The organism is Pseudoalteromonas sp. KS88, from assembly GCF_004766475.1.
Lineage (GTDB): Bacteria > Pseudomonadota > Gammaproteobacteria > Enterobacterales > Alteromonadaceae > Pseudoalteromonas.
Genome location: NZ_PYHV01000023.1, coordinates 85,595 through 111,978 on the forward strand (window position 1 = coordinate 85,595; position 26,384 = coordinate 111,978).

24 protein-coding genes are annotated in these 26,384 nt (G+C 40.4%); 17 read left to right on the forward strand and 7 right to left on the reverse strand.

The window, feature by feature from the left end; genetic code table 11:
• The first annotated feature begins 75 nt into the window (after positions 1 to 75).
• The 3 genes from C7Y70_RS15575 to C7Y70_RS15585 all read left to right on the forward strand — a co-directional run bounded on the left by C7Y70_RS15575 (position 76) and on the right by C7Y70_RS15585 (position 2,632).
• On the forward strand, positions 76 to 1,437 hold the full coding sequence (locus C7Y70_RS15575; RefSeq protein ID WP_099296985.1) for an AlkA N-terminal domain-containing protein: 1,362 nt from the start codon (positions 76 to 78) through the stop codon (positions 1,435 to 1,437).
• Entirely contained in the window at positions 1,434 to 1,925 is a 492-nt protein-coding gene (locus tag C7Y70_RS15580) for a methylated-DNA--[protein]-cysteine S-methyltransferase (RefSeq protein ID WP_245321559.1), read from the forward strand. The genes C7Y70_RS15575 and C7Y70_RS15580 overlap by 4 nt, the downstream gene beginning before the upstream one ends.
• Positions 1,926 to 2,047: 122 nt before the next feature.
• Positions 2,048 to 2,632 carry a thymidine kinase gene (locus C7Y70_RS15585; protein ID WP_099296984.1) on the forward strand — a complete coding sequence of 195 codons (585 nt, stop codon included), beginning with the start codon at positions 2,048 to 2,050 and terminating at the stop codon, positions 2,630 to 2,632.
• Here C7Y70_RS15585 and ltaE read toward each other — a convergent pair.
• Together ltaE and rlmF are read right to left on the reverse strand one after the other, a co-directional pair.
• Positions 2,615 to 3,622: a low-specificity L-threonine aldolase gene (ltaE, locus tag C7Y70_RS15590; protein WP_135475721.1), complete on the reverse strand. Its 1,008-nt coding sequence runs from the start codon at positions 3,620 to 3,622 to the stop codon at positions 2,615 to 2,617. The two genes, C7Y70_RS15585 and ltaE, sit on opposite strands and share 18 nt — an antisense overlap.
• A gap of 22 nt (positions 3,623 to 3,644) precedes the next feature.
• Positions 3,645 to 4,577 carry a 23S rRNA (adenine(1618)-N(6))-methyltransferase RlmF gene (rlmF, locus tag C7Y70_RS15595; protein ID WP_099296982.1) on the reverse strand — a complete coding sequence of 311 codons (933 nt, stop codon included), beginning with the start codon at positions 4,575 to 4,577 and terminating at the stop codon, positions 3,645 to 3,647.
• Positions 4,578 to 4,718: 141 nt separating this feature from the next.
• Here rlmF and C7Y70_RS15600 point away from each other — a divergent pair, with 141 nt between their 5' ends.
• Positions 4,719 to 5,618, forward strand: coding sequence for an alpha/beta fold hydrolase (locus tag C7Y70_RS15600; protein WP_135475723.1), 900 nt, complete (start codon positions 4,719 to 4,721; stop codon positions 5,616 to 5,618).
• Here the strand turns inward: C7Y70_RS15600 and C7Y70_RS15605 are convergent.
• The 3 genes from C7Y70_RS15605 to C7Y70_RS15615 all read right to left on the reverse strand — a co-directional run bounded on the left by C7Y70_RS15605 (position 5,596) and on the right by C7Y70_RS15615 (position 10,239).
• Entirely contained in the window at positions 5,596 to 7,038 is a 1,443-nt protein-coding gene (locus tag C7Y70_RS15605; protein ID WP_135475780.1) for a sulfotransferase, read from the reverse strand. The genes C7Y70_RS15600 and C7Y70_RS15605 overlap by 23 nt on opposite strands.
• Before the next feature lie 107 nt (positions 7,039 to 7,145).
• Positions 7,146 to 9,788, reverse strand: a complete 2,643-nt coding sequence (locus tag C7Y70_RS15610) for a TonB-dependent receptor (RefSeq protein ID WP_135475724.1) — start codon at positions 9,786 to 9,788, stop codon at positions 7,146 to 7,148.
• A 289-nt stretch (positions 9,789 to 10,077) separates the two neighbouring features.
• Positions 10,078 to 10,239 (reverse strand): oxidoreductase-like domain-containing protein, encoded by a 162-nt coding sequence (locus C7Y70_RS15615; RefSeq protein ID WP_099296979.1) that lies wholly within the window; start codon positions 10,237 to 10,239, stop codon positions 10,078 to 10,080.
• A gap of 110 nt (positions 10,240 to 10,349) precedes the next feature.
• Between C7Y70_RS15615 and C7Y70_RS15620 the strand changes: the two genes are divergently transcribed.
• Together C7Y70_RS15620 and C7Y70_RS15625 are read left to right on the forward strand one after the other, a co-directional pair.
• The gene (locus C7Y70_RS15620) at positions 10,350 to 10,775 is read left to right on the forward strand and encodes a hypothetical protein (RefSeq protein WP_135475726.1); all 426 of its coding nucleotides are present in this window, start codon (positions 10,350 to 10,352) and stop codon (positions 10,773 to 10,775) included.
• A gap of 92 nt (positions 10,776 to 10,867) precedes the next feature.
• A complete protein-coding gene (locus C7Y70_RS15625) occupies positions 10,868 to 12,229 on the forward strand; it encodes a leucyl aminopeptidase family protein (protein ID WP_099296978.1) in 1,362 nt (453 codons plus the stop codon).
• On the opposite strand, the gene C7Y70_RS15630 is transcribed toward C7Y70_RS15625, so the two are convergent.
• Positions 12,226 to 12,612, reverse strand: a complete 387-nt coding sequence (locus C7Y70_RS15630) for a VOC family protein (protein WP_099296977.1) — start codon at positions 12,610 to 12,612, stop codon at positions 12,226 to 12,228. The two genes, C7Y70_RS15625 and C7Y70_RS15630, sit on opposite strands and share 4 nt — an antisense overlap.
• 55 nt (positions 12,613 to 12,667) lie before the next feature.
• Entirely contained in the window at positions 12,668 to 13,735 is a 1,068-nt protein-coding gene (locus C7Y70_RS15635; RefSeq protein ID WP_135475728.1) for a ketoacyl-ACP synthase III, read from the reverse strand.
• 390 nt (positions 13,736 to 14,125) lie between these two features.
• Here C7Y70_RS15635 and C7Y70_RS15640 point away from each other — a divergent pair, with 390 nt between their 5' ends.
• From C7Y70_RS15640 to C7Y70_RS15690, 11 genes are all read left to right on the forward strand, one after another.
• Positions 14,126 to 14,530, forward strand: a complete 405-nt coding sequence (locus C7Y70_RS15640) for a DUF4440 domain-containing protein (RefSeq protein WP_135475730.1) — start codon at positions 14,126 to 14,128, stop codon at positions 14,528 to 14,530.
• Between the two features lie 22 nt (positions 14,531 to 14,552).
• The gene (locus C7Y70_RS15645; RefSeq protein WP_135475732.1) at positions 14,553 to 15,800 is read left to right on the forward strand and encodes an ATP-binding protein; all 1,248 of its coding nucleotides are present in this window, start codon (positions 14,553 to 14,555) and stop codon (positions 15,798 to 15,800) included.
• Positions 15,800 to 16,330 (forward strand): response regulator, encoded by a 531-nt coding sequence (locus tag C7Y70_RS15650; RefSeq protein WP_135475734.1) that lies wholly within the window; start codon positions 15,800 to 15,802, stop codon positions 16,328 to 16,330. The genes C7Y70_RS15645 and C7Y70_RS15650 overlap by 1 nt, the downstream gene beginning before the upstream one ends.
• A gap of 229 nt (positions 16,331 to 16,559) precedes the next feature.
• Positions 16,560 to 16,964 (forward strand): DUF1761 domain-containing protein, encoded by a 405-nt coding sequence (locus C7Y70_RS15655; protein ID WP_099296973.1) that lies wholly within the window; start codon positions 16,560 to 16,562, stop codon positions 16,962 to 16,964.
• A 47-nt stretch (positions 16,965 to 17,011) separates the two neighbouring features.
• A complete protein-coding gene (locus C7Y70_RS15660; protein WP_135475736.1) occupies positions 17,012 to 17,263 on the forward strand; it encodes a hypothetical protein in 252 nt (83 codons plus the stop codon).
• Between the two features lie 741 nt (positions 17,264 to 18,004).
• Complete coding sequence (locus C7Y70_RS15665; RefSeq protein ID WP_099296971.1) at positions 18,005 to 18,268, forward strand: hypothetical protein; 264 nt, start codon at positions 18,005 to 18,007, stop codon at positions 18,266 to 18,268.
• Positions 18,269 to 18,383: 115 nt separating this feature from the next.
• Positions 18,384 to 20,363, forward strand: coding sequence for a TonB-dependent receptor (locus tag C7Y70_RS15670; protein ID WP_135475738.1), 1,980 nt, complete (start codon positions 18,384 to 18,386; stop codon positions 20,361 to 20,363).
• 45 nt (positions 20,364 to 20,408) lie between these two features.
• A complete protein-coding gene (locus tag C7Y70_RS15675; RefSeq protein WP_135475740.1) occupies positions 20,409 to 22,145 on the forward strand; it encodes a cache domain-containing protein in 1,737 nt (578 codons plus the stop codon).
• Positions 22,142 to 23,506 (forward strand): sigma-54 dependent transcriptional regulator, encoded by a 1,365-nt coding sequence (locus C7Y70_RS15680; protein ID WP_135475742.1) that lies wholly within the window; start codon positions 22,142 to 22,144, stop codon positions 23,504 to 23,506. The genes C7Y70_RS15675 and C7Y70_RS15680 overlap by 4 nt, the downstream gene beginning before the upstream one ends.
• A gap of 198 nt (positions 23,507 to 23,704) precedes the next feature.
• Entirely contained in the window at positions 23,705 to 24,667 is a 963-nt protein-coding gene (locus C7Y70_RS15685; protein WP_135475744.1) for a porin, read from the forward strand.
• A gap of 52 nt (positions 24,668 to 24,719) precedes the next feature.
• The gene (locus tag C7Y70_RS15690; protein WP_245321564.1) at positions 24,720 to 26,150 is read left to right on the forward strand and encodes an SLC13 family permease; all 1,431 of its coding nucleotides are present in this window, start codon (positions 24,720 to 24,722) and stop codon (positions 26,148 to 26,150) included.
• Positions 26,151 to 26,384: the final 234 nt, after the last annotated feature.

The window sequence follows — 26,384 nt, forward strand, 5'->3', positions numbered from 1 at the left end:
TGCCGAAAACGGCTAGTAAACTGTGTTTTTTCGCGTAAGCTAGTTGTTAGTCGCAGTTAGTTTGAGCATTAATTTATGGATACCAGCCATTGGCAACGCGCCCGTCAAAGTCGTGATCATCGTTTTGATGGGCTGTTTTTTATTGCTGTCAAAAGCACTGGCATTTATTGTCGGCCTATATGTCCCGCCCCAACCGCAAAAGAACATAACGTAGAGTATTTTCAGTACGCTCATAGTGCGGCACTCGCTGGTTTTAGGCCTTGTATTCGTTGTAGACCCGACAGTGCGCCAGGCAGTAGCGCGTGGCAAGGCACACAAACCACAGCTTTGCGGGCAAAAGCTCTCATTGATAGTAATTTTAGCCAGCCGCAAAGTTGTGAACAATTGGCTGAACGTTTAGGGATCACCAGTCGTTACTTACGCCGTTTATTTGATCAACATTTTGGTATTTCAGTTACTCAATATCGTTTATTTAATCAATGCCATTTTGCTAAAAAGTTACTGCAAGAAACCAGCTTGCCTGTCTCTGAGATAGCCTTCGCAGCGGGTTTTAACAGTATTCGTCGTTTTAATGATGCATTTTTACAGCAGCTACACATATGCCCGAGTAAAATGCGCACCAAGTCTAAGCCTAATACCAGCAAAATAACGCTAAAGCTGCCTTTTAGGCCGCCTTATAATTGGTTAGCATTACAGCAATTTTTAGCAAAAAGATTGATTGCACCGATTGAGTGGTTATCCGACATTAGCTATGGCCGTAGTTTTAAGACTGAGCAATACCATGGTCAGTTTACGGCCACAATTGTAAAAGATAAGCATTATTTTTCAGTGGAAATAGACATAAGTGATCCCCGCTTTTTGCATCCTATATTGGCCAATATACGCCGTGTACTTGATTTAGATGCAGATACTGCTTTGATAGAACAACATTTGAAAACCCATGTTCACGGCGCTTTTAAGTTGACGGAGGGCTTACGCTTACCGGGTATTTGGTCTGCTTTTGAAGCAGGGATGCGGGCAGTGTTAGGGCAGCAAGTTAGCGTGACTGCTGCCCATAACTTAGTCTCGCAGTTAGTTAATGAATTAGGTGAAAAAGACCAAGCGCGTATTTATTTCCCTACACCCTCAGCGGTAGCTAGCAGTGAATTGAGCTTTTTTAAAATGCCGCAGGCGCGTAAAAATGCATTGATTAACTTAGCTAGCTTTTGCCAACAACATCCGCATTGTACGGACTTAGATCAATGGCTGGCACTAAAAGGTATCGGCCCGTGGACGGTTAATTACGCTAAGTTACGGGGGCAAAGTCAGCCAGACATCTTACTTGATGGTGATTTAGGTGTTAAAAAAGCGCAAGCAAATGCCTCAGCTTTTGAGAGCGGGGCATGTTCACCATTTCGTAGTTATTTAACTTTTCAACTATGGCAACAACTTATATGAATACAACACCACACACTATTCAAACGCAGATAATGAGCCCGCTTGATAATGTCATTATTCAAGCAACAAACAAAGGTGTGAGTTATGTTGGTTTTTATCCACCCACTCAATACCCTGAAACAAGTATTGAGCAAGTTACTAACCTTCATATTATTGAATGTGCCAAGCAACTCGAGCAGTATTTTAATAAACAACGACAGAGTTTTTCATTAAGTTTGGATACCCAAGGCACCAAGTTTCAACAAGCTGTTTGGCAAGCGTTAATAGCAGTGCCTTATGGGAAAACGCAAAGCTATAGTGATATCGCAATTGCATTAAATAACCCTAAAGCTGTTAGAGCCGTTGGCGCTGCAAATGGCAAAAATCCAATCAGTATTATCGTTCCGTGTCATCGTATTATCGGCGCCAGTGGAAAATTAACCGGTTATGCTGGTGGGCTAGAGCGTAAACAGTGGCTATTAAAACACGAAGGCATATTGCTTAATTAACGAGACTTCAAAAAGCCAATTAACAACAGGTTTTGTTTAAGGTGACATATAAAAGGTGATGAAAGAGCGAATATGCGCTAGCATACTCGCTCTTTTTTTGGATTTCAGTTCAAGGTAATTAAATGGCTCAGCTGTATTTTTATTACTCTGCAATGAATGCAGGTAAATCAACCACATTACTTCAATCGGCATTTAATTATCGTGAAAGAGGCATGGAGCCTGTGATATTAACAGCAGCTATTGATGATAGGGCTGGAGTGGGCAAAGTGTCGTCACGTATAGGGTTGCAAGCTGACGCGCATATTTTTGATGCAGATAAAGATGTATTTGAATTGATAAAAAGCCTCAATACTGAGCTAAAACGCCATTGTGTTTTAGTCGATGAGAGTCAGTTTTTATCAAAAGAGCAGGTTTTACAATTAACGGATGTGGTTGATGAGCTGGGTATTCCTGTGTTGTGCTATGGCTTGCGTAATGACTTTAGGGGTGAGCTTTTTATTGGTTCACAATATTTATTGGCCTGGGCCGATAAATTAATCGAACTTAAAACCGTGTGTCATTGTGGCCGAAAAGCAAACCATGTTCTGCGCACAGATGAAAATGGTCAAGCGATTGCTGATGGTAATCAAGTGGAAATTGGCGGCAATGACCGATATGTCTCGGTTTGCCGCAAACATTACAAAGCGGCGTTAAATCTCAGCCGTTAATGCCTGTATAAATGTATCGATGGATTCTTTAGTGATACCCAAGTGTGTCACTAAACGAAGCGGTGCACCGGGTGAAAACAATATATTTTGAGTTGCTAAGCGTTGACTAATAGCCGTTAGGTCAATCTCATTATCGACATGAGCATAAACGATATTTGTTTCAACTGTGCTAAGTGCGACATTAAAACCGCTCAGAGTATTGAGTTGCGTAGCTAAATACTGAGCATTGTCATGATCATCGGCTAAGCGCTTTGTGTTGTGTTCAAGCGCATACTGCCCAGCCGCTGCGAGCATACCTGCTTGGCGCATACCACCACCAAGCACTTTACGCCAACGGCGTGCTTTAGCAATAAGTGATTCGCTGCCAAGCAGCACCGAGCCCACAGGCGCGCCAAGCCCTTTAGACAAACACACAGATACTGAATCGAAATGGTTCGTTATGCATGTAATATCGACGCCTAGTTTAGCCGCTGCATTATACACTCTTGCGCCGTCTAGATGCAGCGCAAGGTTATGCTCGTCTACAAACCCACGCGCCTCGTTAAGGTATTCAAGAGAGAGAACTTGGCCACCAATGGTATTCTCAAGGCTGATTAATTTGGTTTTAGCAAAGTGAAAATCATCAGCCTTAATCGCCGCTTTTACTTTGTTTAAGCACAGGCTGCCATCGGCTTCGTTTTCGATAGGTTGAGGTTGAATTGAGCCAAGAACAGCAGCGCCACCGCCTTCAAACTTATAGTTATGGGCACGTTGGCCGCATATATATTCATCTCCACGTTCACAATGTGCCATTAAGGCTAATAAGTTGGCCTGAGTGCCTGAACTACAAAATAATGCATTGGCAAATCCGTGTTTTTGCGCGGCGTAATTTTCAAGTGCGTTGACACTGGGATCATCGCCATAAACATCATCACCTAGTGGGGCATTTTTCATAGTTTGGCGCATTGCATCACAAGGTTGGGTTACCGTGTCTGAACGAAAGTCGATCATTGTTAAGTTCCTTATCGTTGCTTTAGCTTAACGTTTGGCATATTTCTTCGCGTGTTGATTTATCAAAGTAAGACCACGCTAAAAAACGGCTTACTTTTTGCCCCTGAGCCATGTCGATTACTTTAACATCGGCCACTGGATGCTGGCTTAATATTTTCTGTAAAGCTGTTAGGGATTCTTTCTTTGATACCAAAGAGGTAAACCACAAACATTGCTCTGAAAAATCAGCACTTTCGTTGATCATCGTTGATATAAATTGTACTTCGCCGCCTTCACACCAAAGTTCATTATTTTGGCCACCAAAATTGAGCGTTGATTTAGGGGCTTTGCCAAGGTTACGCCATTTGCGTTCGCTGCCCTGTGATGCTGCTTGCTCATTTGCATGAAAAGGCGGGTTGCACAGTGTTAAATGAAATAAATCTTTAGCGTTAATGACATCATGAAAAATGTGTTTAGGATTATTTTGTAATTTAATACTTATTTTGCGGTTATTAAATTGCGCTAGCTGCTTTGCTAGTTTAACTGAAACGGGGTCAATGTCTGTGCCTGTAAATGCCCAATTATACTCAGCACTGCCTGTAAGCGGGTAAACTAAACTAGCGCCAGTACCAATATCTAAAACTTTTACTTGTTTTCCTGTAGGGATCACGCCGTTATTATCATCTGCAATTAAATCAGCGAGGTAGTGTATATAATCGACACGACCAGGTATTGGTGGGCACAGGTTATGCGCCGGTAGGTCCCAGAAATTAACATTATAATAGCTTTTTAATAGAGCTTGATTGAGCGTTTTAACTGCTTTGTTGTCACTAAAGTCGATACTTTTTTGACCTGAAGGTGTTTCAACTAAGTAAGGGGATAGTGCAGGCTCATTGTGTGTTAAAAGCGCAAAGTCATATCCTTGGTTATGGCGATTACGAGGATGAAGTTTTGTTTTTTTAGGCGCAGATTTCATGGGTACTATTTGCAGAGAGAACAAGCATGTAGTTTATCATTTTGATTGCAAAAGTGCTGTAAAATTAGCGGTGTTATATTTTTTAAATACTGGTAGGATGAGTTGCATGGAGAGGATAAAATAATAACACGGTATGTGACTATGTCTGTAACCCAAGAATCGGTATATATTAAGCTCAACGAACAGCAAACATTGCATTTAAGGCGCATTTATAATGCAACTAAATCAGGCCCGGCTGTATTGTTTGTTCACGGCGCTGTTGAAAACGGCAAAATATTTTACACTCACAGTAATAAAGGCTTAGCGCCTTATTTAGCTGAGCAAGGATATGTCTGCTACGTTGCCGACTTACGAGGAAGGGGAGAGAGCCGCCCAGCTATTTCATCTCAGGCTCAATATGGACAAACAGAGGCAATAACCGAAGATATTCCCGCATTTGTATCTAAAATTAAAGAGTTAGAAGGGGAAGCACCGGCTTATTGGGTTGCTCATTCGTGGGGAGGCGTGTTGATGAATAGTGTTTTCGCGCGTTACCCAAACTATATAAATGATGTAAAAGCGTGTGCATACTTTGGTACTAAACGTTCTTTATATAATCATCACCCCAAAAAATATTTCCAAGGTAATGTTATTTGGTACTTTTTAGCACCTATTTTAGCTAAAAAATACGGCTATTTGCCCGCCAAAAAATTAAAATGGGGCAGTGACGATGAAACGCAAAAATCGCATTATCAAAGTATGCAATGGGCCAAAAGACGACCCTGGGTAGACTCTGATGATGGCTTTGACTATGCAAAAGTGGTTAGTAATATGCACTTACCGCCTACTTTGCATATTGCGGGTGTAAAAGATAAAGCGCTGGCTCAGCCAATTGATATCCAAAAGTTTATGGATGAGTCAGGCAAAGGCAAGCAATCACTGCAAATTTATGGGCGCAAGCATGGTCATCAACATGATTATGATCACATTAATATGCTTACTCACCCAAGTGCAAAGCAAGATCAGTTTACTGATCTGCTCAACTGGTTTGCGGCTCATTAAGTAAGGTCTGTAACGTTTTCTCAAAGCGTTTGTAGTGTGCCGTTGCTTTGGTATTAATGGGTTCACGTACAGCACTTTTACTGAGTGTTGTAACAGGTTTTTTTGACTTATAAAACTCAAGGCAGTCAGGTTCAAACTCACAGCCTAAAAAATCGAACACGGTTTTAAGCTGTGATTCAGGCTCGTTTACAAGCTCTTCATACTGCACTGTGAGTATTGAGTGAGAAAAAGAACGATGCCAATGCTCCATCAGCGATTGATATAGACCATAGTATGTTTTGAACTCTGGTAATGAACAAAAATAAGGCTCATTTTCTGCAAAATAATTGCTATATACCGACCACGCCGTTGCGTCAAAGTTACGTTGCATATCAATAAATATTGCGTTGGGATAAAGCAGTTTTATTAACCCCATTGATTGATAATTTGCGGGTAATTTATTAATCATAAATTGGCGAATAGGTTTAGCCTGCTTTAACCTTTGTGTATAAATATCGCGAGCTTGTTCTATTATTGTAGGCGTCAATGCCATTACACAGGCTGGGTATGAAAGTTGTGTTTTATACTCAATAAATGGCACAACATCTCTGCTGATTGTTATATCCTCACCAATGCTGGCACACTCACTGTGACTGGCAAGAATCTGCTCTAATAATGTTGAACCGCTGCGTGGCATGCCAACAATAAACACAGGAGTCACGGAGCCGGTAAAGTTTTTATCTATATCGGTAAAAATTGAAGGGGGATGATTTTCAATTAATGCCTCATAAAAGCCACTCAACTGCTGCGTTTTAAAATCAGCTAATTGAAACTGTTGCTTATTAGCGAGGATATAATAATTTGCAGCTTGGTCGATATCATCAAGCTTGTCATAACTTTTAGCAAGTGCGTAATAACACACCATTTTCAGCCGTAGGTTATTTGTTTGCGTTAGCAAATGATGCAAATTACTGATGTAATTGTGTTGTTTATCAAAGCGACCTAATTGCACAAGTTCATATAGAATGTAGGCTGTGACAGGGTAAAGTCCGATACTCAGTGCTTGGGCAAATGTAGTGTGGGCTTTATCTAATTCACCATGGGTTAGGTAATGCTGTGCAAGGTAGTAGTGTGGATCAGGGTTGTGGCTTGCCAAAGATTTTGCATATTCTAATACTGTTAACGCATCATCAGGGGAGTTCACTCCGTTGAATGCATCTGCTAGTGCATGCAGTGGCTCGAGCATATTTGGTAAGCGTTCACACGCTCTTTGCAAAAGATAAACGGCTGCATCAAAACGCTCTAAACGAAGTGCTATTCGGCCTAAACCAAATAAGGCGCTGCCATTTTGAGGGTCGGTTTTTAGTATTGTTTTATAATGAAATTCAGCGTCTTTTAATTTGTTCTGCGCTAAAAGTTCATTGGCTTTTTTCAGTAGCATGCGTTTACGTATTTGTTTTTTAGTCACTATAAAACGAAAAAGGCGAAATGTGAAAGAGAACTCTTCCACATTTCGCCAGATACATTAATTAACGTTATAAACTTAGATTAGAAAGTATACGTCGCTTTTACGTAGTAGAAACCACCGTTGATACCATAAGGCGATGTTTCATAATACTTACCACCCCAGTTATTGTTAGGTGCTACGTCAAAATCAAGTTCCTCTGCATCTTGGTCAAGTAGGTTTTGTGCGCCCACTGAGAAGCTCATTTCGTCATTTAGGAAGTAGGTCACTTCAGCATCTAACGTAATCGCAGCATCTGCTGTTTTAGCCGTTGCATCATAATCTACATGCACGCCTTGGTATTCACCGTAGTAATTTACGCGAGTAAATGCAGAAAAGCTTTCCCACTGCTGTGCCCAGCTAAGTGTTGAACGATGATTAGGTAAGTCATTTTCAAGACGGCTTACTTTAAATTCACCAGTAATTGGGCTTGAACGTGTAACTTCTGTGTCATTCCAGTTGTAGGCTAAGCTAAATGTAGAGCTTCCACCGAGTAAATCAGCAGAATAGTTCGCAACCAAATCAACACCTTGAGTGGTTGTATCAAAGTCATTAGTAAAGAAACTTACTTGCGCTAAACTTTGTACATTTGGTACACCTGCGGCTTCCAGTGTGTCTTTGTCTGCTTGGCTTAACTCGATTTTTTCCGATTGACTGATACGATCTTCAACTTGAATATTATAGTAGTCAACGGTAAAGAATAAGTCACCAATTGTGTAAACAGCACCAAACGTATAACTTTGCGATTCTTCAGGTTGTAGTTCTGTACCGCCAAGTTGCACTGCAATTGGGTTCGTTGGTGGTAATAGCGCTGAATCTACTAACACACCGCTGCTTAAGTTTGTTTGCACGTTACTAACATTGGCTTGACCAACGGTAGGTGCGCGGAAACCAGTACTGATTGAACCACGAATATTTAAGTCATCAGTCAGGTGATATTGACCTGTTAACTTGTAGTTTGTTGTAGAGCCAAATGAGTCATAGTCTTCATATCGAAGTGCTAACCCCAGTAAAAACTCTTCTGTGAATGGTGCTTCTACGTCCATATAAGCAGCGTAGTTACGACGAGTGTATTCGCCTGCATCTGATGGTTTAAAGCCAGGGAAACCATTTGAACCAATACCAAAGCCTTGATCCGTAAATGGGCCGGCAGTGAATGAGGCTACATCGCCAGAGGTGACAGTAAAGGTTTCTTCATGCCATTCAAGACCACCTGCAACGTTCACGTCGTACGCTAAACCCCAATCAAAGCCTTTTGATAAGTCAAAATTAAAGTTCTTCTCGAGTTGTGAATATTTACCTGGACTAAAATCACGCGGACTATCTAAACCCAAAGAGGCATTAACCGTATCGTAAATAAAGTAGCGTGATTCGTTAAAGCCAACAGTACCACTTAGGTCATAATACGCGCCTTCAAGGTAACCGCCTGTGAATTCACCTTTGGTACCAATGGTTAAAGAGGTATCAACAATATTACCGCCAAAATTGGGTGTAAAACCACCCGGTATTTTTTCGTTGAATGCAAAGCAATTTGCAGCTGTTAATGAATCCAGTGCATTTTGATCTGGTGCACCATTGGCTTGAAGTTCAACTAGAGGACAGTTAATTTGTTCATCATAACCATCGAGAGAACCAACTAATACGGTCGGAGTTGCTGCATCCCATGCGTCTTGGCCTTGAGGATCATCATCACCAGGGCGACGCATATTAACACCATTTACATCACGTATGTTTCCGCCATAAACGCCCGGGCGTGTTGTTGGATTACGATAATAGAAACCACCACGCACGTCACGTTCAGAGTAGTTACCAAACATATAGAATTCAGAATCATTGGTTAGCTCAAGGCCAACGTTACCAAAAATAGAGATATCGTCATCTACTTTAGGTGCGCCCCAAACTTGTGCTAAAGAAGAAACATCTGGCACACCTGCAGCTGCAAGTGCAGCAGCATCTGGGCGTTGTACTGAGCGGCTTGTTGCATCTGCTGTTTTATATTGGAAGCTTAAGTTTGCAAAACCACTATCAGTAAACGGTAAGCCGACGTTACCAGAGATTTGCGTTGTATCACCGTCGCCTTCGTAGTATTCACCTTGACGAACTTCGAAACTACCGCCTTCTGAGGCATCTTTTAGTACAAAGTTCATTACGCCAGCAATGGCGTCAGAACCGTATTGTGCAGCAGCGCCATCACGCAGTACTTCAACTTGCTTTAACGCAATGCTTGGAATAACTGAGATATCAGCGCCTTGTGCGCCATCATTAATACCACCTCCTAAAAAGGCAATAACTGATGCACGGTGACGGCGTTTACCATTTAATAAAACTAATGTGCTGTCAGATGGAAGGCCACGTAGGTTAGCAGGACGAACGAGTGATGCAGCATCACTAATAGGATTTTGGTGAACGTTAAAAGAAGGCACAGACCCTTTAAGGAGTTCTAGCATGTCAGTGTTACCTGATTTGCCTAATTCTTCTCCACCGATAATATCGATAGGTACAGGTGAGTCACCAATTGAGCGTGGTGCCGAACGAGTACCAACTACGGCGATTTTTTCTACATTTTTTTTAACTTCGGTCGTTTGTGCTTCTTCTGCCATAACAGTGCCTGACATAAATAGGCCGGCTGTTGTGGTAGTTAAGGCAAGCTTAACAGCTTTATTCAACATGTTGTTTTTCAATTTCATTCTAATTTCCCCAGTTAGAATTATTATAATTTCCACACCAATATTAGTCTGTAAATCAAATAGGTGTAATTTATTTATACATATTGTTAACCAGTTGTGCAAGATGTTAAAAAGAAACGGTTTTTTTTATTTTTCTATAGAGGAAATTTGAATGTGGCTAACCCACATGATATATAACGATTTTTTCCAAGGAGTATTTTACGAATTGCTCGAAATTAGAGCTAAAAGGCTTGATTTTAAAAATAATTAATTTAATTTATTTAATGGCTCATAAGAATAATTTGCCATATTAAGAAACTTGGCCGTCGTTATTTGTTGAATCACGCCATTGCTTTAGCGCCTCACGGTATTCATCCCACACACACGGGCAACAACTGCCGCCGCCACAGCACTCGTCGGGAGCGGGTCTTTGTGGTTTATTTGTTTTTTCTTGCGTTTTTGGTTCACACATTTGCGGCTTCATTTACACGGGTACAATTTTTTGTTCTAAGTTACTCAAGTATATCACAGCAAATGTAAATTCTACTTTGTGAACGTGAGTGGCTGTGTGAAAATGCTTTCATGAGACTATATAAAGTAATTCACCGTGCACCTATTAGAGTTGTTAAAATAGGTAAAAGACGCCAGCAACTGCGTTTTAAGCGTGCTATGGTCGCGTTAAAAATTGCTTTAGCACAAGAAAAAAAAGAAACCAAAGAGATGCTCTCTATTTATCGTCGTTACACCCACGGTAATGTAACGAAAGAGGAGTTAACCCAGGCGAATAATCAATTTATTGATATTCTCAAAGGCTTAGGGCTTGGGGTGTTCGCTGTTTTACCATTTGCTCCCGTTACTATTCCTTTAGTTGTAAAACTTGGTAAGTGGGTAGGCGTGGATGTTTTGCCTAGTTCTTTTAATATTAATAAACCGCTAAAAGAAATAGATCAGCAAATTGCTGAAGATGAGCAAAAACATCACTCAGATGATCAATCTGTAAAAAAATAATGCCAGAACGAAGGGAGTAAACGCTTAAGCTATACCTTTTGTTTAGGGTTGTTGGTATGCTAGGTATAAATTTTTACTAAATGAGTCGTTAAATGAGTGCGTTAATTTGTCATACTCCTTCTGGAATACCTTTATCTTTTGTTACAAAAAGTAACCTTTCAGAATGGTTAGATCAGCAATCCATTTTTTTACAAAATTGGTTGAAAAGTTGTGACTTCCAAAGGCAGGGTCTAGCTTTAGTTGTTAATGAGCAGTCAGGTTCATTGGCTCATGCTTACTGTTTAGTTGAAAGTCTAGATGATTTTTGGCTAGCGGGCGATCTCGCATCAAAATTACCTGAAGGTCTTTACAAAATACAAGATCTTGATGATAAGTTAGAACAAATTGCACTTGGCTTTATGTTGGGTGGATATGAATTTAACGAATATAAAGCTAAAGCAGCAGTAAAAGCTCAATTGGCAATCGAAAACAAAGACGTATTTACGCGTTTAAATCAACAAGCAAGTGCAATTAACCTTGTGCGTGATTTAGTCAATACTCCAGCTGCAGATATGATGCCACAGCATTTATCACAAGTTATGGCTGATCTTGCAACTACCTACCAAGGGGAGTTCAGCGAGTGGGTTGGCGATGAGTTGCTTGAGCAAAACTACCCAACGATTCATATGGTTGGCCGTGCGAGTGAAAATAAACCGCGCTTGCTTGATTTAAAATGGGGCGACAAAAATGCACCTTTAGTAACCCTTGTTGGTAAAGGGGTGTGTTTTGACTCTGGTGGGTTAGATTTGAAGCCGAGCTCAGGCATGCGTAATATGAAAAAAGACATGGGGGGCGCTGCTCATGTTATTGGTCTTGCACAGCTTATTATGGCCGCGGGTTTACCTATTCGCTTGCGTGTGCTTGTACCAGCTGTAGAAAATGCCGTTTCGCGTAACGCATTTCGCCCAGGCGATGTGGTTAAAACCCGTAAAGGCATCATGGTAGAGATTGATAATACGGATGCAGAAGGGCGTCTGGTATTGTGTGATGCGCTGAGTGAGGCACAAAACGATGACCCAGAATTATTGATTGATTTTGCAACCTTAACAGGTGCATGTCGTGTTGCATTAGGAACTGAGCTGCCTGGTTTTTTCTCGACAAACCGTGATGTGGCTAATGGTATTATCGACTCAGGCATGGGGGTGAGTGACCCTGTTTGGCAACTTCCGTTATTTGATCAATACAAAAGCTTTTTAAAGAGTGATGTGGCTGATATGTCTAACTGCTCAAGTACACCATTTGGTGGTGCAATTACAGCAGCACTTTACTTAAAAGAGTTTGTCGAGCCTGCAACTGACTGGGTCCACTTTGACGTCATGGCGTGGAACTTACGTGCATTACCAGGTCGCCCTGCAGGCGGCGAGGCACTCGGTGTGCGTGCTGTATTTAGTTATTTAGAAAGTCGTTTTCACTAAACTTCATAAAGTTCTATAGGTAAATCATCGGGATCGGCGAAAAATGTAAAACGCTTCCCGGTGATTTCGTCTATTCTGATCTCCTCAACATCAACACCTTGCGCTTCTAGTACGTGTTTTGCTTGTTTTATATCATTAACTGAAAATGCTAGATGCCTTAGTCCCTGTGCTTCGGGGTAACTAGGTCTGATAGGTGGATCTGGAAAAGAAAAAAGTTCTATTTGACTGCCATCTGGTAGTGCCAGGTCCAATTTGTAAGAGTCTCGTTCAGCACGATATTGCTCATGAATAATGGGCAACTTAAGTATTTGAGTATAAAAATGTTTAGCACGTTGATAGTCGCTGCAAATAATAGCAACGTGATGAATCGCGAGTAGTTTCATATTGTTCCAATAAAAAAAGCGCGAATATTCGCGCTTTAAACGAGCTAAATTTTACTTATTGCTTACATGCAGCCGCCGCTGCAGAAACAAGCTCTAATCCTGTTTTACCACAAGGTGGTAAAGTTGCATCGCTTATTGCAATTGGCGTTACCCGATCACCCCATTTTATATAACTAGCAGCCCAAGTTAAACCAGCCCCAAATGCTGCAGACATAATATTTGCGTGGGGCTTAATTAAACCTTGTTCAACAGCTTCACATAGCGCAATCGCTATCGTTGCAGCGGATGTATTACCATACTCGCCTATGTTCACCATCACTTTTTCATCAGCGACTTTTAAACGATGTTGGATTGCTTGAATAATTCGAAGGTTTGCTTGGTGAGGGACTAATACATCGATTTCATCTAAGCTTAAGCTCGCCTGAGTTAGGACATCATCACAAGCTTCACTCATACCTTTAACGGCACGTTTAAATATTTCGCGGCCTTCAAACAATAAATCAGATGGACCCGCTGGGCTGTATTTATCTATATCACTGCCAAAATTGGTAATGTGTAAAATATCACGATCTTCACTGTCGCAGCCTGTCTTGGTGCCTAGTAAACCAGCAGGCGTATCAGCAGCCTCTAGAACCACAGCACCCGCACCATCACCAAATAATACTGCACTATCTCGACGATCCCAGTTTACATACCAGGTCATGCGCTCAGCAGCGATCACCACGGCTTTTTTAATCATACCCGCTTGAATTTGTGCTGTTGCTGTTTGCATTGCATATAAAAAGCCAGAGCATGCAGCATTTGTATCCATGGCAGCGGCGCCGATAGCACCAATATTTTTTTGTACCAATGAAGCGGTGTTTGCAACCATAGTTGACGGCGTACACGTTGCCAAAAGAACAAGATCAATGTCTTTGGCATCAATACCAGCACATGCAATAGCATGTTTAGCTGCAACCGTTGCAAGTTCAGCAGTACTCACATGACTGACTCGGCGCGCTTTTATACCTGTACGAGATGTGATCCATTCATCGTTAGTATCAACCAATTGGCTTATTTCATCGTTGCTAATGCGTGCTGGTGGAATGCATTTACCCCAACCAGTGATATGTGCGTAAGACATAGTGTGTTCTCTTTAAGTGGTCAGACATCTGTCATTAATGATGCGTTTATACCAAAATTCAGCTTATAACACTAGTTTGAAGCATGTTTACACTGTAAATACTGGTATTTAAAACAATTTACATCAATGGTAGTCGACAAATTAGCTATATAAAATGAATTCGGCTGATATTATTGTTATTCATACAAATATGATTAATCTAGGTCGTTCAAACGTAATGCGATAAATTAATACATCAACCTAGGCGTATGTCATTTTATGCTGTGCTAGCGATTTGTTGAGTAATAGTATGTAACTGGTTATTATCTATAAAAAAGTGAACTGCTAATTTATAAAGGGCAGTGACGATTTAACCCACTAAAAGGGTTTTAAACAACACTAGGAGCTACTATGGGTAGCAAAATTAAGGCGTCATTATTTAATCATTTAATCGAGTCTGAACGGCAATTACTCGAACCAGAAGTTCGCCAATCGGCCAACGCTTTAGATGCTTTACTCGATGATGATTTTATTGAAATCGCCAGTAATGGAACGGTTTTTAATAAGTTTCAAGTACTCACACGTCTTCCCACAGAAGTAGTTCCACAGTTTTATAATCAAAACTTTAAAGGCCGCATGCTCAGTGACGATATGGCTCAATTAAGCTATCAAGCTGCTTATAGACGCTCAGCACGGGCTGAGTTTAATTATTCCATTCGAATGTCACTATGGCGCTATACGGATTCGTCTTGGAAAATGGTGTTTCACCAAGGAACGCCATGTACTGTTTTTTCTATCTCAATGGATGAAGATTAACTCTTTTTTTAGGTTTATTGATATGGCATTTTTAACGCGGACAGATCCCGCTATTAGCCGATTGTTAATGCTACGTTCTGGTGCAATTGCAATACAACTACTTGCAGTAATTGCTGTTTATTTTCTGCTTGAGCATCAAATTGCACTTTATGAGTTATTGCTTGTTATCTCACTAGAAGCCGCATTTCAAATTTTTAGCGTAATTGCTTATCGTAATGTAAACAAAGCCAAAGAAATTGGCATGTTAATGCAGCTGACCGCGGATGTATTATTTTTAGCCATATTATTATCGCTCAGTGGAGGCGCAACGAATGCGTTTGTGTCGCTATTACTATTACCCATTATGATTGCTGCGGTGAGTGTGAGTGCAAAGGGCTTAGTATACATTGCAGCTTTGGCTATCACGGCTTACAGTTTGCTACTATTAAAAGTGCCTCAGCATAGTATGCATGATATGGATATGACGAGTCATTTTATCGGCATGTGGGTCAATTTTGTGATCAGTGCCAGCGTAATTGCTTTGGTGGTTGGGGCAATGAATCGTGCTTTGCGTTTTCGAGAACAAACCATCGCTAGTGTGAGAGAAAAGCAGCTACGTTCCGAGCAGATTGTCACACTTGATGGTGCGGCGGTACAAATAACGCATCAACTGGCGAGTCCAATAGCTAACCTACAGTTGATTTTAGAAGAGCTAAAGGAAGAGCTGCCTAATAATGAACTGATCACTGAAATGCAAAAGCCTCTCGCACAGTGCACAGCACAATTAAATAATTTCAGAGAGCTGTCAGCGCAATTGAGAACACACAGTAAAATAAATGCTGTAAAGTTATTAGATCTAACGCAACAAATTCACGACACCATGCTGTTACACTACCCAGATCAGCAGCTAAAATGGCAAAATGAAACGCCTAATGTCAGTGTTAAAAGCGATGCGATGTTATTACCCGCGTTATTAAATTTATTACAAAACGCGACAACCGCAAATCAACAAAACAATCAAAACCAGCTATCGTTAAGCTGGCAACTTTCCAACCAAGGTAGTGAGCCAGAGCTTAACCTGTTGATCCGCGATTATGGTAAGGGCTTCACCAAAGAGCAACTGAGTCAACTTGGGGGGCAAGTTATGCCAAGCCGCTCAGGAATGGGGTTAGCCGTGATGTTATCAAATGTTACGTTTGAGCGCTTACAGGGGTCTTTAACACTTTTTAATCATCAACAAGGCGGTGCTGTGGCAAAAGTAAAATTGGCAATAACAAGCGAAGGTGAATAATGAAACTGCTTATAATCGAGGATGATGAAAGCCTAGCCAGCACTTTATCAAGACGATTAACTAAACAAGGGTTTACTTGCAATGTGGCGCATAATAGGCAACAGGCTTTGATGTTAGCGGAGCAAGTCACACCGAGCCATATCTTATTAGATATGAAACTTGCTGATGACAATGGAATGGATCTTCTCTCCCCGTTGCGGGGTTTATTACCTCATTGCCAAATTGTTTTATTAACTGGTTTTGCAAGTATTGCAACAGCCGTAGAAGCGATGCGATTGGGCGCTAATGATTATTTAACCAAGCCGGTAGATATGCCGACCTTAGTAAATGCGTTGTGCCCAAATAATCAACTGCAAAAAGAGGTCGTTAATTCACCTGATTCGGTGATGTCAGCTGAAAGAGTAGAGTGGGAGCATATTCAACAAGTTCTGCATTGCAATCAAGGGAATATCTCTGCAACAGCTCGCCAGCTAAATATGCACCGGCGTACATTGCAGCGCAAATTACAAAAAAAACCTGTAAAACAGTAATTGCATAATTATGAGAGCTGTATCAGAAAAGTCAGATTTTCAGGATAAACAGGGACAGTGATTTTCTTGGAGATTAGGGTTTAATCTATTAAAATCAAATGGATACACCTTTTGTGTTTTTAGCTCATTAAAGTATGTATTGTTTTGCTAAGTGCATTTGTTGCCGCAATGGGATTCATTAACTAAAGTAAAAATATTCATTTTATTTAAGTTGTCATGATGAGCCCTTATGGATATTTCCCATGTTAACCTTTTTGCTGTTTTTATTGCTGCGTTATCTTCATTTGCGTTAGGTGGGATTTGGTATTCCCCATTACTTTTTCAACGCGCTTGGATGGAAGCATGTGGATTGACTGAATTAGATTTGAAAACAGTAAACCCTAAAAAGGTTTTTGCCGGGAGTTTCGTTCTATCGTTATTAATTGCCCTCAGTTTGTCACTTTTTTTTGGACCAACCCCTACTTTAGGCGTGAGTGTAGGCGCTGCTTTTCTAATTGGGCTTTGTTGGGTAGGAAGTGCTTACGGGATCACTTATTTGTTTGAACAACGCCCACTTAAATTGTTTTTGATTAACAGCGGTTATCATATCTTACAATTTACAATCATGGGGTTAATTTTGGGTTTGCTGCCCTAAGCTGATAAACTTCAGGCCTATTATTTGAACCTGTATTCTTGTGAGCTATGGCAAAACCGAACAAAAAAGGCCCAACGAAAACGGTAGATGTATTTTGTGGGCATTGTAAAACTCAGCTTTATAAATACCGCAAAGGGGGAAAAGGCGCACTCGTTAAGTGCTTTGTTGAGCGAATAAGCCAAGACTTCACTTCCACACCATGTATATGCCCTCAATGCGGGCGTCCCTTTGCCCGAGAAACTATGATCCGCGGCGCACCTGCTTATAAAATGATTGGTGGTAAAGTGACATTTAAGTGACTTTGCAAAGCCTCAATGGACATGTTACAAAGCAAACATTGTGGTAACATTTTTTGAACGGTTACCTTACAGATTTTTAATTGCAGTGAGGTATTTGAGTATGGAAGGATATAATTTTGATGCGTCGGTTTTAATACCCATATTAACTATTTATAGCCTTATATTCATATGTTCAAACCTATGGGTATCAGCTGAGCACTCAGTATCGAAAAGAAAAGTTGTTCTTTATTCGTTCTTTATTGGCATGTTCCTCACATTAATTTCGCCTTTGTATTTGTTTTTTAGATTATATAAATATCGCTTTAAACACACTTGAATATCAGTGTGTTTTTGCGGTTAAAATTACTTTCAAAAAGGCTAACTGCTAAATAGTTTTGGTTTATTACTCGGTTATTTACTCTGTATTACATCGAGGTGGGGCAATACAATAACAAAGAACCGCTTTCCTCTTATGCAGATCAAATCAAGCGAGGCGATTCAACTGACTGTTGAATACGTATAATCAAAAGCCATCAGATACTTTTGCGTAGTAAATGCATTATGCAAAAATAAAATGCGACTATTTATTTAGCTTAAGCTCCTTTTTAAATTCAGTTCGTTTTAAAAGCGGACATTTATCCTGTGTCAATTTTTCTACCCTGCTAAACTTACTCGGTTTGCTGTTTCAATGAATGAAAACAACCCTCCCCATGGAATGGGCCAGTAGTGTGGGTAATTATAGTAATGGACAAGGGAAACCCCGTGATTGCACTTTTATTTGATATTATTGGTATGACAGGTACTTTTTTAGTTGTGGGCGCGTTTTTTATGCTGCAACTGGGCAAAGCAACACCGACTGGTTTGCTTTATAACATAATGAATTTATCTGGTGCGATATTGTTACTGATAAGTCTTTGTTATAATTTTAATTTGGCGAGTTTTGTTATTGAGATTTTTTGGATAGCGGCGTCTTTAATCGGCTTGTACAAATATTTAAAAGCAAAACCAGTGACCTCAAACGCTTAACACGCGAAAAATTTTAGAAAAACCCGTACGCCGTGACACATTTGTATTAATATTGTAAATAGATGGTTATAATGCACCGTCGACCTTTTTTATTAATTACAGGTGTTGTGGCGTAATGACTTTGAAGCAAACTTTTTGTCTGTATTTGTGCTTAAGCGCAGCCCCTATTTTAGCTGCAGAATCTGAAGATTTATTTTCAATGAGCTTTGAAGATTTGCTCAACGTTCAAGTTGACATTGGCTCTAATACCTCAGAAACACTCGCCTCCGCTCCTTCCACTATTACCGTATTCAATAAACAAAAAATAAACCTTTTAGGTGTCGACAGTGCCTACGAACTAATGAATTTCGTCCCAGGAATGCAATCTACACGTGGAGATTGGGTAGGCGCAGTACCAAAAGATCATGCGCGTGGGGTCTACTTAGATAGCGGCAATGTATTAGTTATGATCAACGGCGAGCGTATTAATGAATCGTCGTTTGGCAAAGCATCTGTTTACATGCCTTTTATACCCATCGAGATAATTGAAAAAGTTGAGTTTATCCGTGGTCCAGGCTCTGCACTCTATGGCAGTAATGCGTTTATGGGGGTGATGAACGTTGTCACAAAACACGACGTTAATGAAGTCACAGCGATGATAGGTTCAAACGGCAAACGAGGGGTATCGCTCAGTGCTCATTATCAATTTAATGAAGATGTAAACGCATTTACTTCTTTGGCAATTAATAAAAAAGAGGGTGATTATTATCCTCAAGGTGTACGAGACCCTTTGGAGTCAATATATTTTGAAGCGGGTGTTGACATAAACGAGCTTCAGTTAAGAGGACGTTACAACAAAGTTGAGCTTGATGAATTTATCAACCTTGCAGGTTATTCTAAACAAAATCAACATCAAAGTGAGAATCACTTTGTTTCAGTTGCCTATGATTGGCTGCAAAATACAACAACACAATTAACAACAAAAGTGGCGTATTCAGAGCATGATATTCAAAGTGCCGGATTAATATTAGCGGCTAGCAATAACCCCTTCGCAGAAAATGATTTTTTAAATGGTCCTGCGTGGACAACGTCTGATTTAAAAGTAAACATTGACTTTAAACACCTACTCACTAACGATTGGGTTGTTAATGCAGGGTATGAGTTCTCGGATGCGCAGCAAAAATCAGCTGGTGTACGAACAAACTTTTATGATCAAGCAAGTGGTAACATAATCCTTGATGATGCTTATTATTTAGGCCAAATTAGCACCATCAAAGAGTTTGCTCCTTTTGCCAGCCTTAAAGCCTCATTTGAAACACACAGTGTGTACGGGCAGTTAAAAATCCCGTTGTCTGAAACTGTTACAGTTTTTCTTGGTAGTCGTTTTGACGATGTCAAAAATATCGAGAGTAAGTTGTCACCACGTTTTGCTACTATTTATCAACCAACACCTGCGAATACATTTAAGTTACAGTATGGTGAATCATTCAGAACCCCAGTAACCAATGAATTATATTCAAATGATGATGTTACTGTAGGTAATCCTGAGCTGCGATCTGAATATGTTAAAACGACAGAGCTTGTATGGCGTCATGAGGCTAAGTCATGGCATTCAAATATGGTGCTATTTCACAACCAATTACACGATTTTATCTCCACCATACCGCAGGAAAATAAGACCAACATGTTCACATTTTCAAATCAGCTTGATGATACAAACCGTGGTGTTGAGATTGATAGTAGATGGAATATAACGCCAGAGATTTCGTTGACAGGTACTTATACCCAGTACTTTGATGAGCCCATAAAACCGACTTTTAAACGGTTTGCAAGCATTATAAGTAGTTACCAGTTGGACCAATGGTTGTTCAGTATAAACGCTTTATGGCGTGGCGAAGTAAAAGGTGAAACTTTAACGGCGGCCCCCTTTGTACAATCAAGCTATATGCTATTCTCAGCAACATCACGATATTCGATAAACGATAAAAGTCATTTAACTTTAAAAATGTATAACCTATTTGATAAGCAGTATAATACCTATGATCCTCGCGTAGCTAATGGTGCAGTAGCTGGCGTATCTAGAGAAATATCGTTAAACTATTCAATGGACTTTTAAAAGGGACGAGCGCCCTCATGTTTTTCTTTAGGTAAGCGATACATAATGCAGCGCATTTCAATAAAATATATGGCGGGCTCAGGTGTTCTGCTTGTACTACTGGTTTGCGCATTTTGGTTTGGGCGTCAGTATGATTTACAACAAAGTGCAGGGCAAGCTAAACAGCAAGTCACGCAGTTAAGCCGATATTTAGATACCGAACTGGCTCGATTTTCTGCAATACCCCACCTTGTAACAGACAATCAATTATTGTCTGGCTTTATTCAAAATGATAATAAATCGACCAATGCGGTTAATAACTACCTAGCAGATATTCAGCAATCAAGTGGTGCATCTGATGTATACCTATTAGATTTGAAGGGGGATGTTATTGCCTCGAGTAACTGGCAGTTAGACTATACATACATAGGAAACAATTTTGCTTTTCGGCCCTATTTTTATGAAGCTATAGCGGGCAATAAGGTGGCTTATTTTGCGCTTGGCCTACGTTCAAATGAGCGAGGAATTTACTTTTCAGAACCTATTTACAAAGATGACGCTGTTATCGGTGTTGTCGCATTAAAAGTAAATGTATCGAAATTTGAAAATGACAGACAACTCCTTAATGCATCACAAACGAGTCACTTTTATATGACAATGAGTGATGGTGTGATTGCAATTGCTAGTAAAGCCCCTTGGCGATTAAACACTCTAAGAACGTTTAGTGAAACTGAGCGACAGGCGCTTATCTCTAAACGAAGCTACCTTGATCATATTCCAAAAAAAATAGTATCTCATATTAGTAGCAGCCGAGATATTAGGTTATTGAATATAATGCAGGGGGCAGGCCTTGCTCAGTATGTTTTTGCTGAATCAGACATTGAACAGCTAAACGCAAAGATTACTGTATTAGTGGATGTGTCGTCGGTTAACATTGCTCAAGTTCCTCGTCTTTTTTGGCTCAGTGTTTTTTATATTATTACTTTAGCTATTGGTTATGTCTTAATGTCTCGTTTTGCAGGCTATAAAAAGTTACTTTATTCGCGCCATAGTCTTGAGCAAGAGGTTATAGAACGTACAGATGCATTAGAAAAAGCGCAAATTGCATTAGTACAATCTGCCAAGTTAGCCACAATTGGGCAATTGAGTGCAGGCATAAACCATGAAATTAACCAACCTCTTAGTGCAATGAGTACTTATTTGTTCAGTGCAAAAAAACTGATTGCTAAGGGTAATGTTCAAGCAGCAGAAGATAATATTGTAATTGTGCAAGGGTTGATAGAGCGTGTACATCAAATTGTAGGTCAATTAAAACACTTTAGTAAACCAGCACAAACACAACTACGCTCACAAAACCTATCTCAATTGTTAAAAAATGCGATGTTGATTGCTAGTGCGCAACTTAAACAAAATCAAATTACAGTACGGCCCATCGAAATTGACGATTCGGTTACTGTTTGGGTCGATGGTATTAAGTTTGAACAAGTTTTAGTGAACGTAATCACAAACGCGAGCCAAGCAATGGCAGAGCAAAACGTTAAAGAGCTGAGCTTTGAGCTTGAGCAATTTGACGGGCGAGTGAAGTTTTCAATACTCGATACTGGCCCTGGTATTGAACAGCACGCACTAGGAACCATTTTTGAGCCATTTTATAGTACCAAGTCCAGCAATGGTCTAGGCCTTGGTTTATCTATTTCAAAACAAATTATACACTCATTTGACGGTTGCTTAACTGCGCATAACCGGCCAAGTGGAGGAGCACAATTTATTATTACCTTAGCCTCGGATAAAGGAAGTATATGACTGAGTTAGAGCAACAGTGTAAACAGGTTATTGTGATTGATGATGAAGCAATGATCCGAGACTCTATCAAGCAGCTGCTTGAGATAGAAGGCTATGAAGTTCAATGCTTTAATGACCCACTTAGCGCTTTATCTAAGCTTACTCGACGATTTAACGGTGTCGTGATCAGTGATATCAATATGCCGAAAATGGATGGTTTAGCGATGCTCGAGCAAGTCCGAGCATTTGATAGTGAGCTCCCCGTCATATTTTTAACTGGGTTTGCAGATGTCTCAGTTGCAGTCAAAGCTATGCAATTAGGGGCGTACGATCTCTTTGAAAAGCCACTCAACGAACAACTGCTGGACTGCCTTGCACGCGCTTGCGATAAACGAGCCTTAGTGATGGAAAACCGAGCCTTAAAGTTAGCGGTTGAAAAAACATCTGCACCAGGGGTTAGAATTTTAGGCGAAACGCCACAAATGCAGCATATGATGCATCTTTTAAACACGGTAATTGATACTCCCGCAGATGTGATGATAGAAGGTGAAACTGGCACAGGTAAAGAGCTGGTGGCTCGATATTTACACGACCAAAGTAGCCGCTCCAATTGTAATTTTGTGGCAATAAATTGCGGTGCAGTGCCTGAACAATTAATCGAAAGTGAGCTTTTTGGTGCTGCCAGTGGCGCTTATACCGGCGCCACACAGAGTCGCCAAGGTAAGTTTGAGTTTGCACAAGGCGGCACGGTCTTTCTTGATGAAATAGAAAGTACGCCAATGTCATTACAAATTAAACTACTACGTGTACTTGAAGAGCGAAAAGTAACCCCCGTTGGTGAAAATAAAGCGATTGATCTAGACGTTAGAATTGTTGCAGCGACTAAAGTTGATTTATTAACCTTGGTTGATGAGGGAAAGTTTCGCGCTGATTTATACTACCGCTTGAATTTGGTGAAAGTGAGCATTCCTGCGTTGCGCGATAGAAAACCAGATATTCCTTTATTGTTTAAGCATTTTAGCTCGATAGCCGCAACACGTTTTCACAAACCACCGGCACCATTAAATGCTCAGTCTCAACAATATTTATTGCAGTATGATTGGCCTGGGAATGTGCGAGAGTTACGAAATCAGGCTGAACGTGCAGTTTTGTTAGGTGCTGATCTTGCTTTTGAGGCTAAGAATGTCAATCAAGCAACCCCTCCTGTAGATCTAAGTTTAGCCGAAAAGGTTAGCTTTTATGAACAATCATTATTGGAGGAGGCGTTAGAGCGCCATCAAGGCAGTATTAAAGAAACTATGCAAACATTGCAACTTGCCCGAAAAACACTCTACGACAAGATGAGTAAGTATGGTTTGAATAAAGATATGTTTAAAGAGTAGCCACCTAAAATGGGTGGTTTTGGTGACAGCTGTGTATTTTAATTGTGTGACTTTCTACCCATTCTAGTTTCTACTACTTTTGAGGTTAAATTTAACGTACTGATTTTAAATGTATTTAATGTTTATTTAACGATTGGCAACATATTTGCCTTTATTACTAGGAACAACAAATCATCCTAATAATAATGAAGGCACATAATGACTATAATAGATAAAAATCAAACATTACTAATTGCAGCTTCTACGGTTGCATTGCTTGCACCTTGGCAAAATGTTCACGGCGCAGAATATAACATTTACGGCAAGGCAGAAGTTCAAGTTGCGAACACGGACAAAGGCATAATGCGCTACGCCAATGAAGGCTTGCAAATCGATGCGCCTTTTTCTCGTATTGGTGTTAAAGGTAATCACAAATTAACTGAATCACTTAGCGCCGTTTTTAAGTACGAAGTACAGGTCAAAGGGTTTGAACATGATAATACCAATGACCCATTTAGTTCGCGTAATACTTACTTAGGTTTAAAAGGTAACTTTGGTGAAGTGGTTATCGGACGTAATGATACTCGATTTAAATATTCTGAAGGCAAAGTAGATAACTTTAATGAAACCCAAGCAGATATCGCTCAGCTTTTACCAGGGCAGGATAGACTGGGTGATACACTAACGTACACATCAAAATCTTTTTCGGGTGCGCAGCTATCCCTCACTTATGCGCCTAAAGATGACAGTGCAAATAACGAAGCAGGGTTTGCAGCAACAATAATCTATGGTGATCGTGGTTTAAAAAATAAAGATTACTATGTCGCAATTAGCCATGTTGACTCCTTAAACAATATTAATGCTACGCGCATAGCTGGTGTACTTAAACAAGCACAGTGGCAATTTGGCGCAATCTATCAGCGCAGTAAATCAATAGATGGTAGCAAATCAGGCAATGGCTATGTGGTTAGTGCCAGCTACAAAATGGGGCAGTGGGTGCCTAAAGTACAATTTGCCAGTGATGATTCGCAGTTACGCCATGCTAACGATGGTAGCCAGTGGACTGGTGGTGTAGATTATGTATTTGACAAGCAAACAACAGCTTACCTTTTTTATACTGATCTAGATCTTGATCATCAAAGCGATAGCAGCCTTGCATTAGGCCTTAAGTACAAATTTTAAGGAATAAGTGATGAGTGAAATAATTAATAACAATCAAGGTAAGTCACCGCTTATGCAATATATTATGCTGTTGCTAGGTCCGTGCATTATGTTAATCACCTGTTTAGTTGATCCTCCATCGGGGCTGAGTGTTGCGGCTTTTAGAACCGCGGGTTTAGCATTTTGGATGGCATCATGGTGGGTCAGTGAAGTAGTGCCTATTCCTGCGACCTCACTTTTGCCACTTGTGTTTTCACCTTTGGCAGATATTGCTTCAATTAAGAGCGTGGCCGCACCTTACGCCCATCCGTTAATCTTTTTATTTTTGGGTGGATTTTTAATATCTATTGCCATGGAACGATGGGGATTACACAAGCGTATAGCACTTAAAACAATGCTTTATGCAGGGTCAAAACCCAGTTACCAAATTTTAGCAATGATGCTTGTGACTGCCTTTTTATCAATGTGGATGTCCAATACAGCAACAGCAGTGATGATGTTGCCTATAGCACTATCTATTACACACTTAGTGCAACAATCTAATCCACACAACAATGGGTTTGGTAAAGCGTTGTTGTTGTCCATCGCTTATGGTGCCAGTATCGGTGGTATAGCTACATTGATTGGTACACCACCCAATGCGTTAATGGCTGCTTATTTGTCAGATAGCTATCAAATTGAAATTGGTTTTTCACAATGGATGATGGTAGGTGTGCCTTTGTCTTTGGTTATGTTGGTTATTTGCTGGGTTTGGTTAACTCAATTTGCCTATAAAGTAGATAAGACTGAGGCTGGGAGTGTAAAAGTAGACACTAAATCGTTATTTAGTACGCAGTTACTTGAACTCGGTTCAATGCAACGTACCGAAAAAGGCGTTTTAGCCGTATTTGCACTGGCTGCTGTGTGCTGGATTTTCAGACCTCTACTTGCTGATTTTTCTGGTTTAAATATATCTGATACCGGTATTGCAATTGCTGCAGCACTAATGTTGTTTGTATTACCTGCAAATAAAGGCAGTAATGAACGCATTTTAGATTGGCAAAGCACATCAGGTGTTCCTTGGGGTGTATTATTGTTATTTGGTGGTGGCTTAACCCTTGCTGCTCAAATTAAGTCTTCTGGTTTAGCCGAGTACATTGCACACCTGATTGATGGTGCAGACACAATACCTTTGGTTTTGAGTGTATTATTGGTGGCAACTATGATCACATTCTTAACTGAAATAACAAGTAATACGGCAACGGCCGCAGGGTTCTTACCCTTACTTGGGCCAGTTGCTGAATCAATCACTGGAACTCCATTAGTGTGGGTTATTCCTGCTGCAATAGCATGTAGTTGTGCCTTTATGATGCCTGTTGCAACGCCGCCTAATGCGATTGTGTTTGGCTCGGGACAAATACAGATGCGAGATATGATCAGATCAGGGTTTGTCTTAAATATCATTGCAATCGTGCTGATCACATTAGTTACTATGACTATAGCTGCATCAGTGTTTAATTTTTAACTCCAACGGCGCTCGTATTTTGAGTTGCCTTGGTTAGCATTACCCAACCAAGAGTGCTTATACTTTAGGGCGTGTTGACCTTTCGTGATTAATTTTGCAGCAGTATGTTTGGTATTTAGGTAAGGCAGCGCCTATGCAGTGTGGTTGTTCCCCATAAATAGGCGATAACGCAATATAAATGCCAAACATGCGCTTCCCAAAGGGTTCTTCCTAGGGGCGATTGACTCTTTGTTA

Excerpts from the sequence above, each read along its gene's own strand:
- C7Y70_RS15605 (WP_135475780.1), bottom strand. The coding sequence starts at position 7,038 with ATGCTACTGAAAAAAGCCAATGAACTTTTAGCGCAGAACAAATTAAAA.
- ltaE (WP_135475721.1), bottom strand. The coding sequence starts at position 3,622 with ATGATCGACTTTCGTTCAGACACGGTAACCCAACCTTGTGATGCAATG.
- C7Y70_RS15635 (WP_135475728.1), bottom strand. The coding sequence starts at position 13,735 with ATGTCTTACGCACATATCACTGGTTGGGGTAAATGCATTCCACCAGCA.
- C7Y70_RS15660 (WP_135475736.1), top strand. The coding sequence starts at position 17,012 with ATGGCAAAACCGAACAAAAAAGGCCCAACGAAAACGGTAGATGTATTT.
- C7Y70_RS15580 (WP_245321559.1), top strand. The coding sequence starts at position 1,434 with ATGAATACAACACCACACACTATTCAAACGCAGATAATGAGCCCGCTT.
- C7Y70_RS15645 (WP_135475732.1), top strand. The coding sequence starts at position 14,553 with ATGGCATTTTTAACGCGGACAGATCCCGCTATTAGCCGATTGTTAATG.
- C7Y70_RS15670 (WP_135475738.1), top strand. The coding sequence starts at position 18,384 with ATGACTTTGAAGCAAACTTTTTGTCTGTATTTGTGCTTAAGCGCAGCC.
- C7Y70_RS15575 (WP_099296985.1), top strand. The coding sequence starts at position 76 with ATGGATACCAGCCATTGGCAACGCGCCCGTCAAAGTCGTGATCATCGT.
- C7Y70_RS15625 (WP_099296978.1), top strand. The coding sequence starts at position 10,868 with ATGAGTGCGTTAATTTGTCATACTCCTTCTGGAATACCTTTATCTTTT.
- C7Y70_RS15630 (WP_099296977.1), bottom strand. The coding sequence starts at position 12,612 with ATGAAACTACTCGCGATTCATCACGTTGCTATTATTTGCAGCGACTAT.
- C7Y70_RS15680 (WP_135475742.1), top strand. The coding sequence starts at position 22,142 with ATGACTGAGTTAGAGCAACAGTGTAAACAGGTTATTGTGATTGATGAT.
- C7Y70_RS15640 (WP_135475730.1), top strand. The coding sequence starts at position 14,126 with ATGGGTAGCAAAATTAAGGCGTCATTATTTAATCATTTAATCGAGTCT.
- C7Y70_RS15650 (WP_135475734.1), top strand. The coding sequence starts at position 15,800 with ATGAAACTGCTTATAATCGAGGATGATGAAAGCCTAGCCAGCACTTTA.
- C7Y70_RS15620 (WP_135475726.1), top strand. The coding sequence starts at position 10,350 with ATGAGACTATATAAAGTAATTCACCGTGCACCTATTAGAGTTGTTAAA.
- C7Y70_RS15615 (WP_099296979.1), bottom strand. The coding sequence starts at position 10,239 with ATGTGTGAACCAAAAACGCAAGAAAAAACAAATAAACCACAAAGACCC.
- C7Y70_RS15585 (WP_099296984.1), top strand. The coding sequence starts at position 2,048 with ATGGCTCAGCTGTATTTTTATTACTCTGCAATGAATGCAGGTAAATCA.
- C7Y70_RS15685 (WP_135475744.1), top strand. The coding sequence starts at position 23,705 with ATGACTATAATAGATAAAAATCAAACATTACTAATTGCAGCTTCTACG.
- C7Y70_RS15610 (WP_135475724.1), bottom strand. The coding sequence starts at position 9,788 with ATGAAATTGAAAAACAACATGTTGAATAAAGCTGTTAAGCTTGCCTTA.
- rlmF (WP_099296982.1), bottom strand. The coding sequence starts at position 4,577 with ATGAAATCTGCGCCTAAAAAAACAAAACTTCATCCTCGTAATCGCCAT.
- C7Y70_RS15600 (WP_135475723.1), top strand. The coding sequence starts at position 4,719 with ATGTCTGTAACCCAAGAATCGGTATATATTAAGCTCAACGAACAGCAA.
- C7Y70_RS15675 (WP_135475740.1), top strand. The coding sequence starts at position 20,409 with ATGCAGCGCATTTCAATAAAATATATGGCGGGCTCAGGTGTTCTGCTT.
- C7Y70_RS15655 (WP_099296973.1), top strand. The coding sequence starts at position 16,560 with ATGGATATTTCCCATGTTAACCTTTTTGCTGTTTTTATTGCTGCGTTA.
- C7Y70_RS15690 (WP_245321564.1), top strand. The coding sequence starts at position 24,720 with ATGCAATATATTATGCTGTTGCTAGGTCCGTGCATTATGTTAATCACC.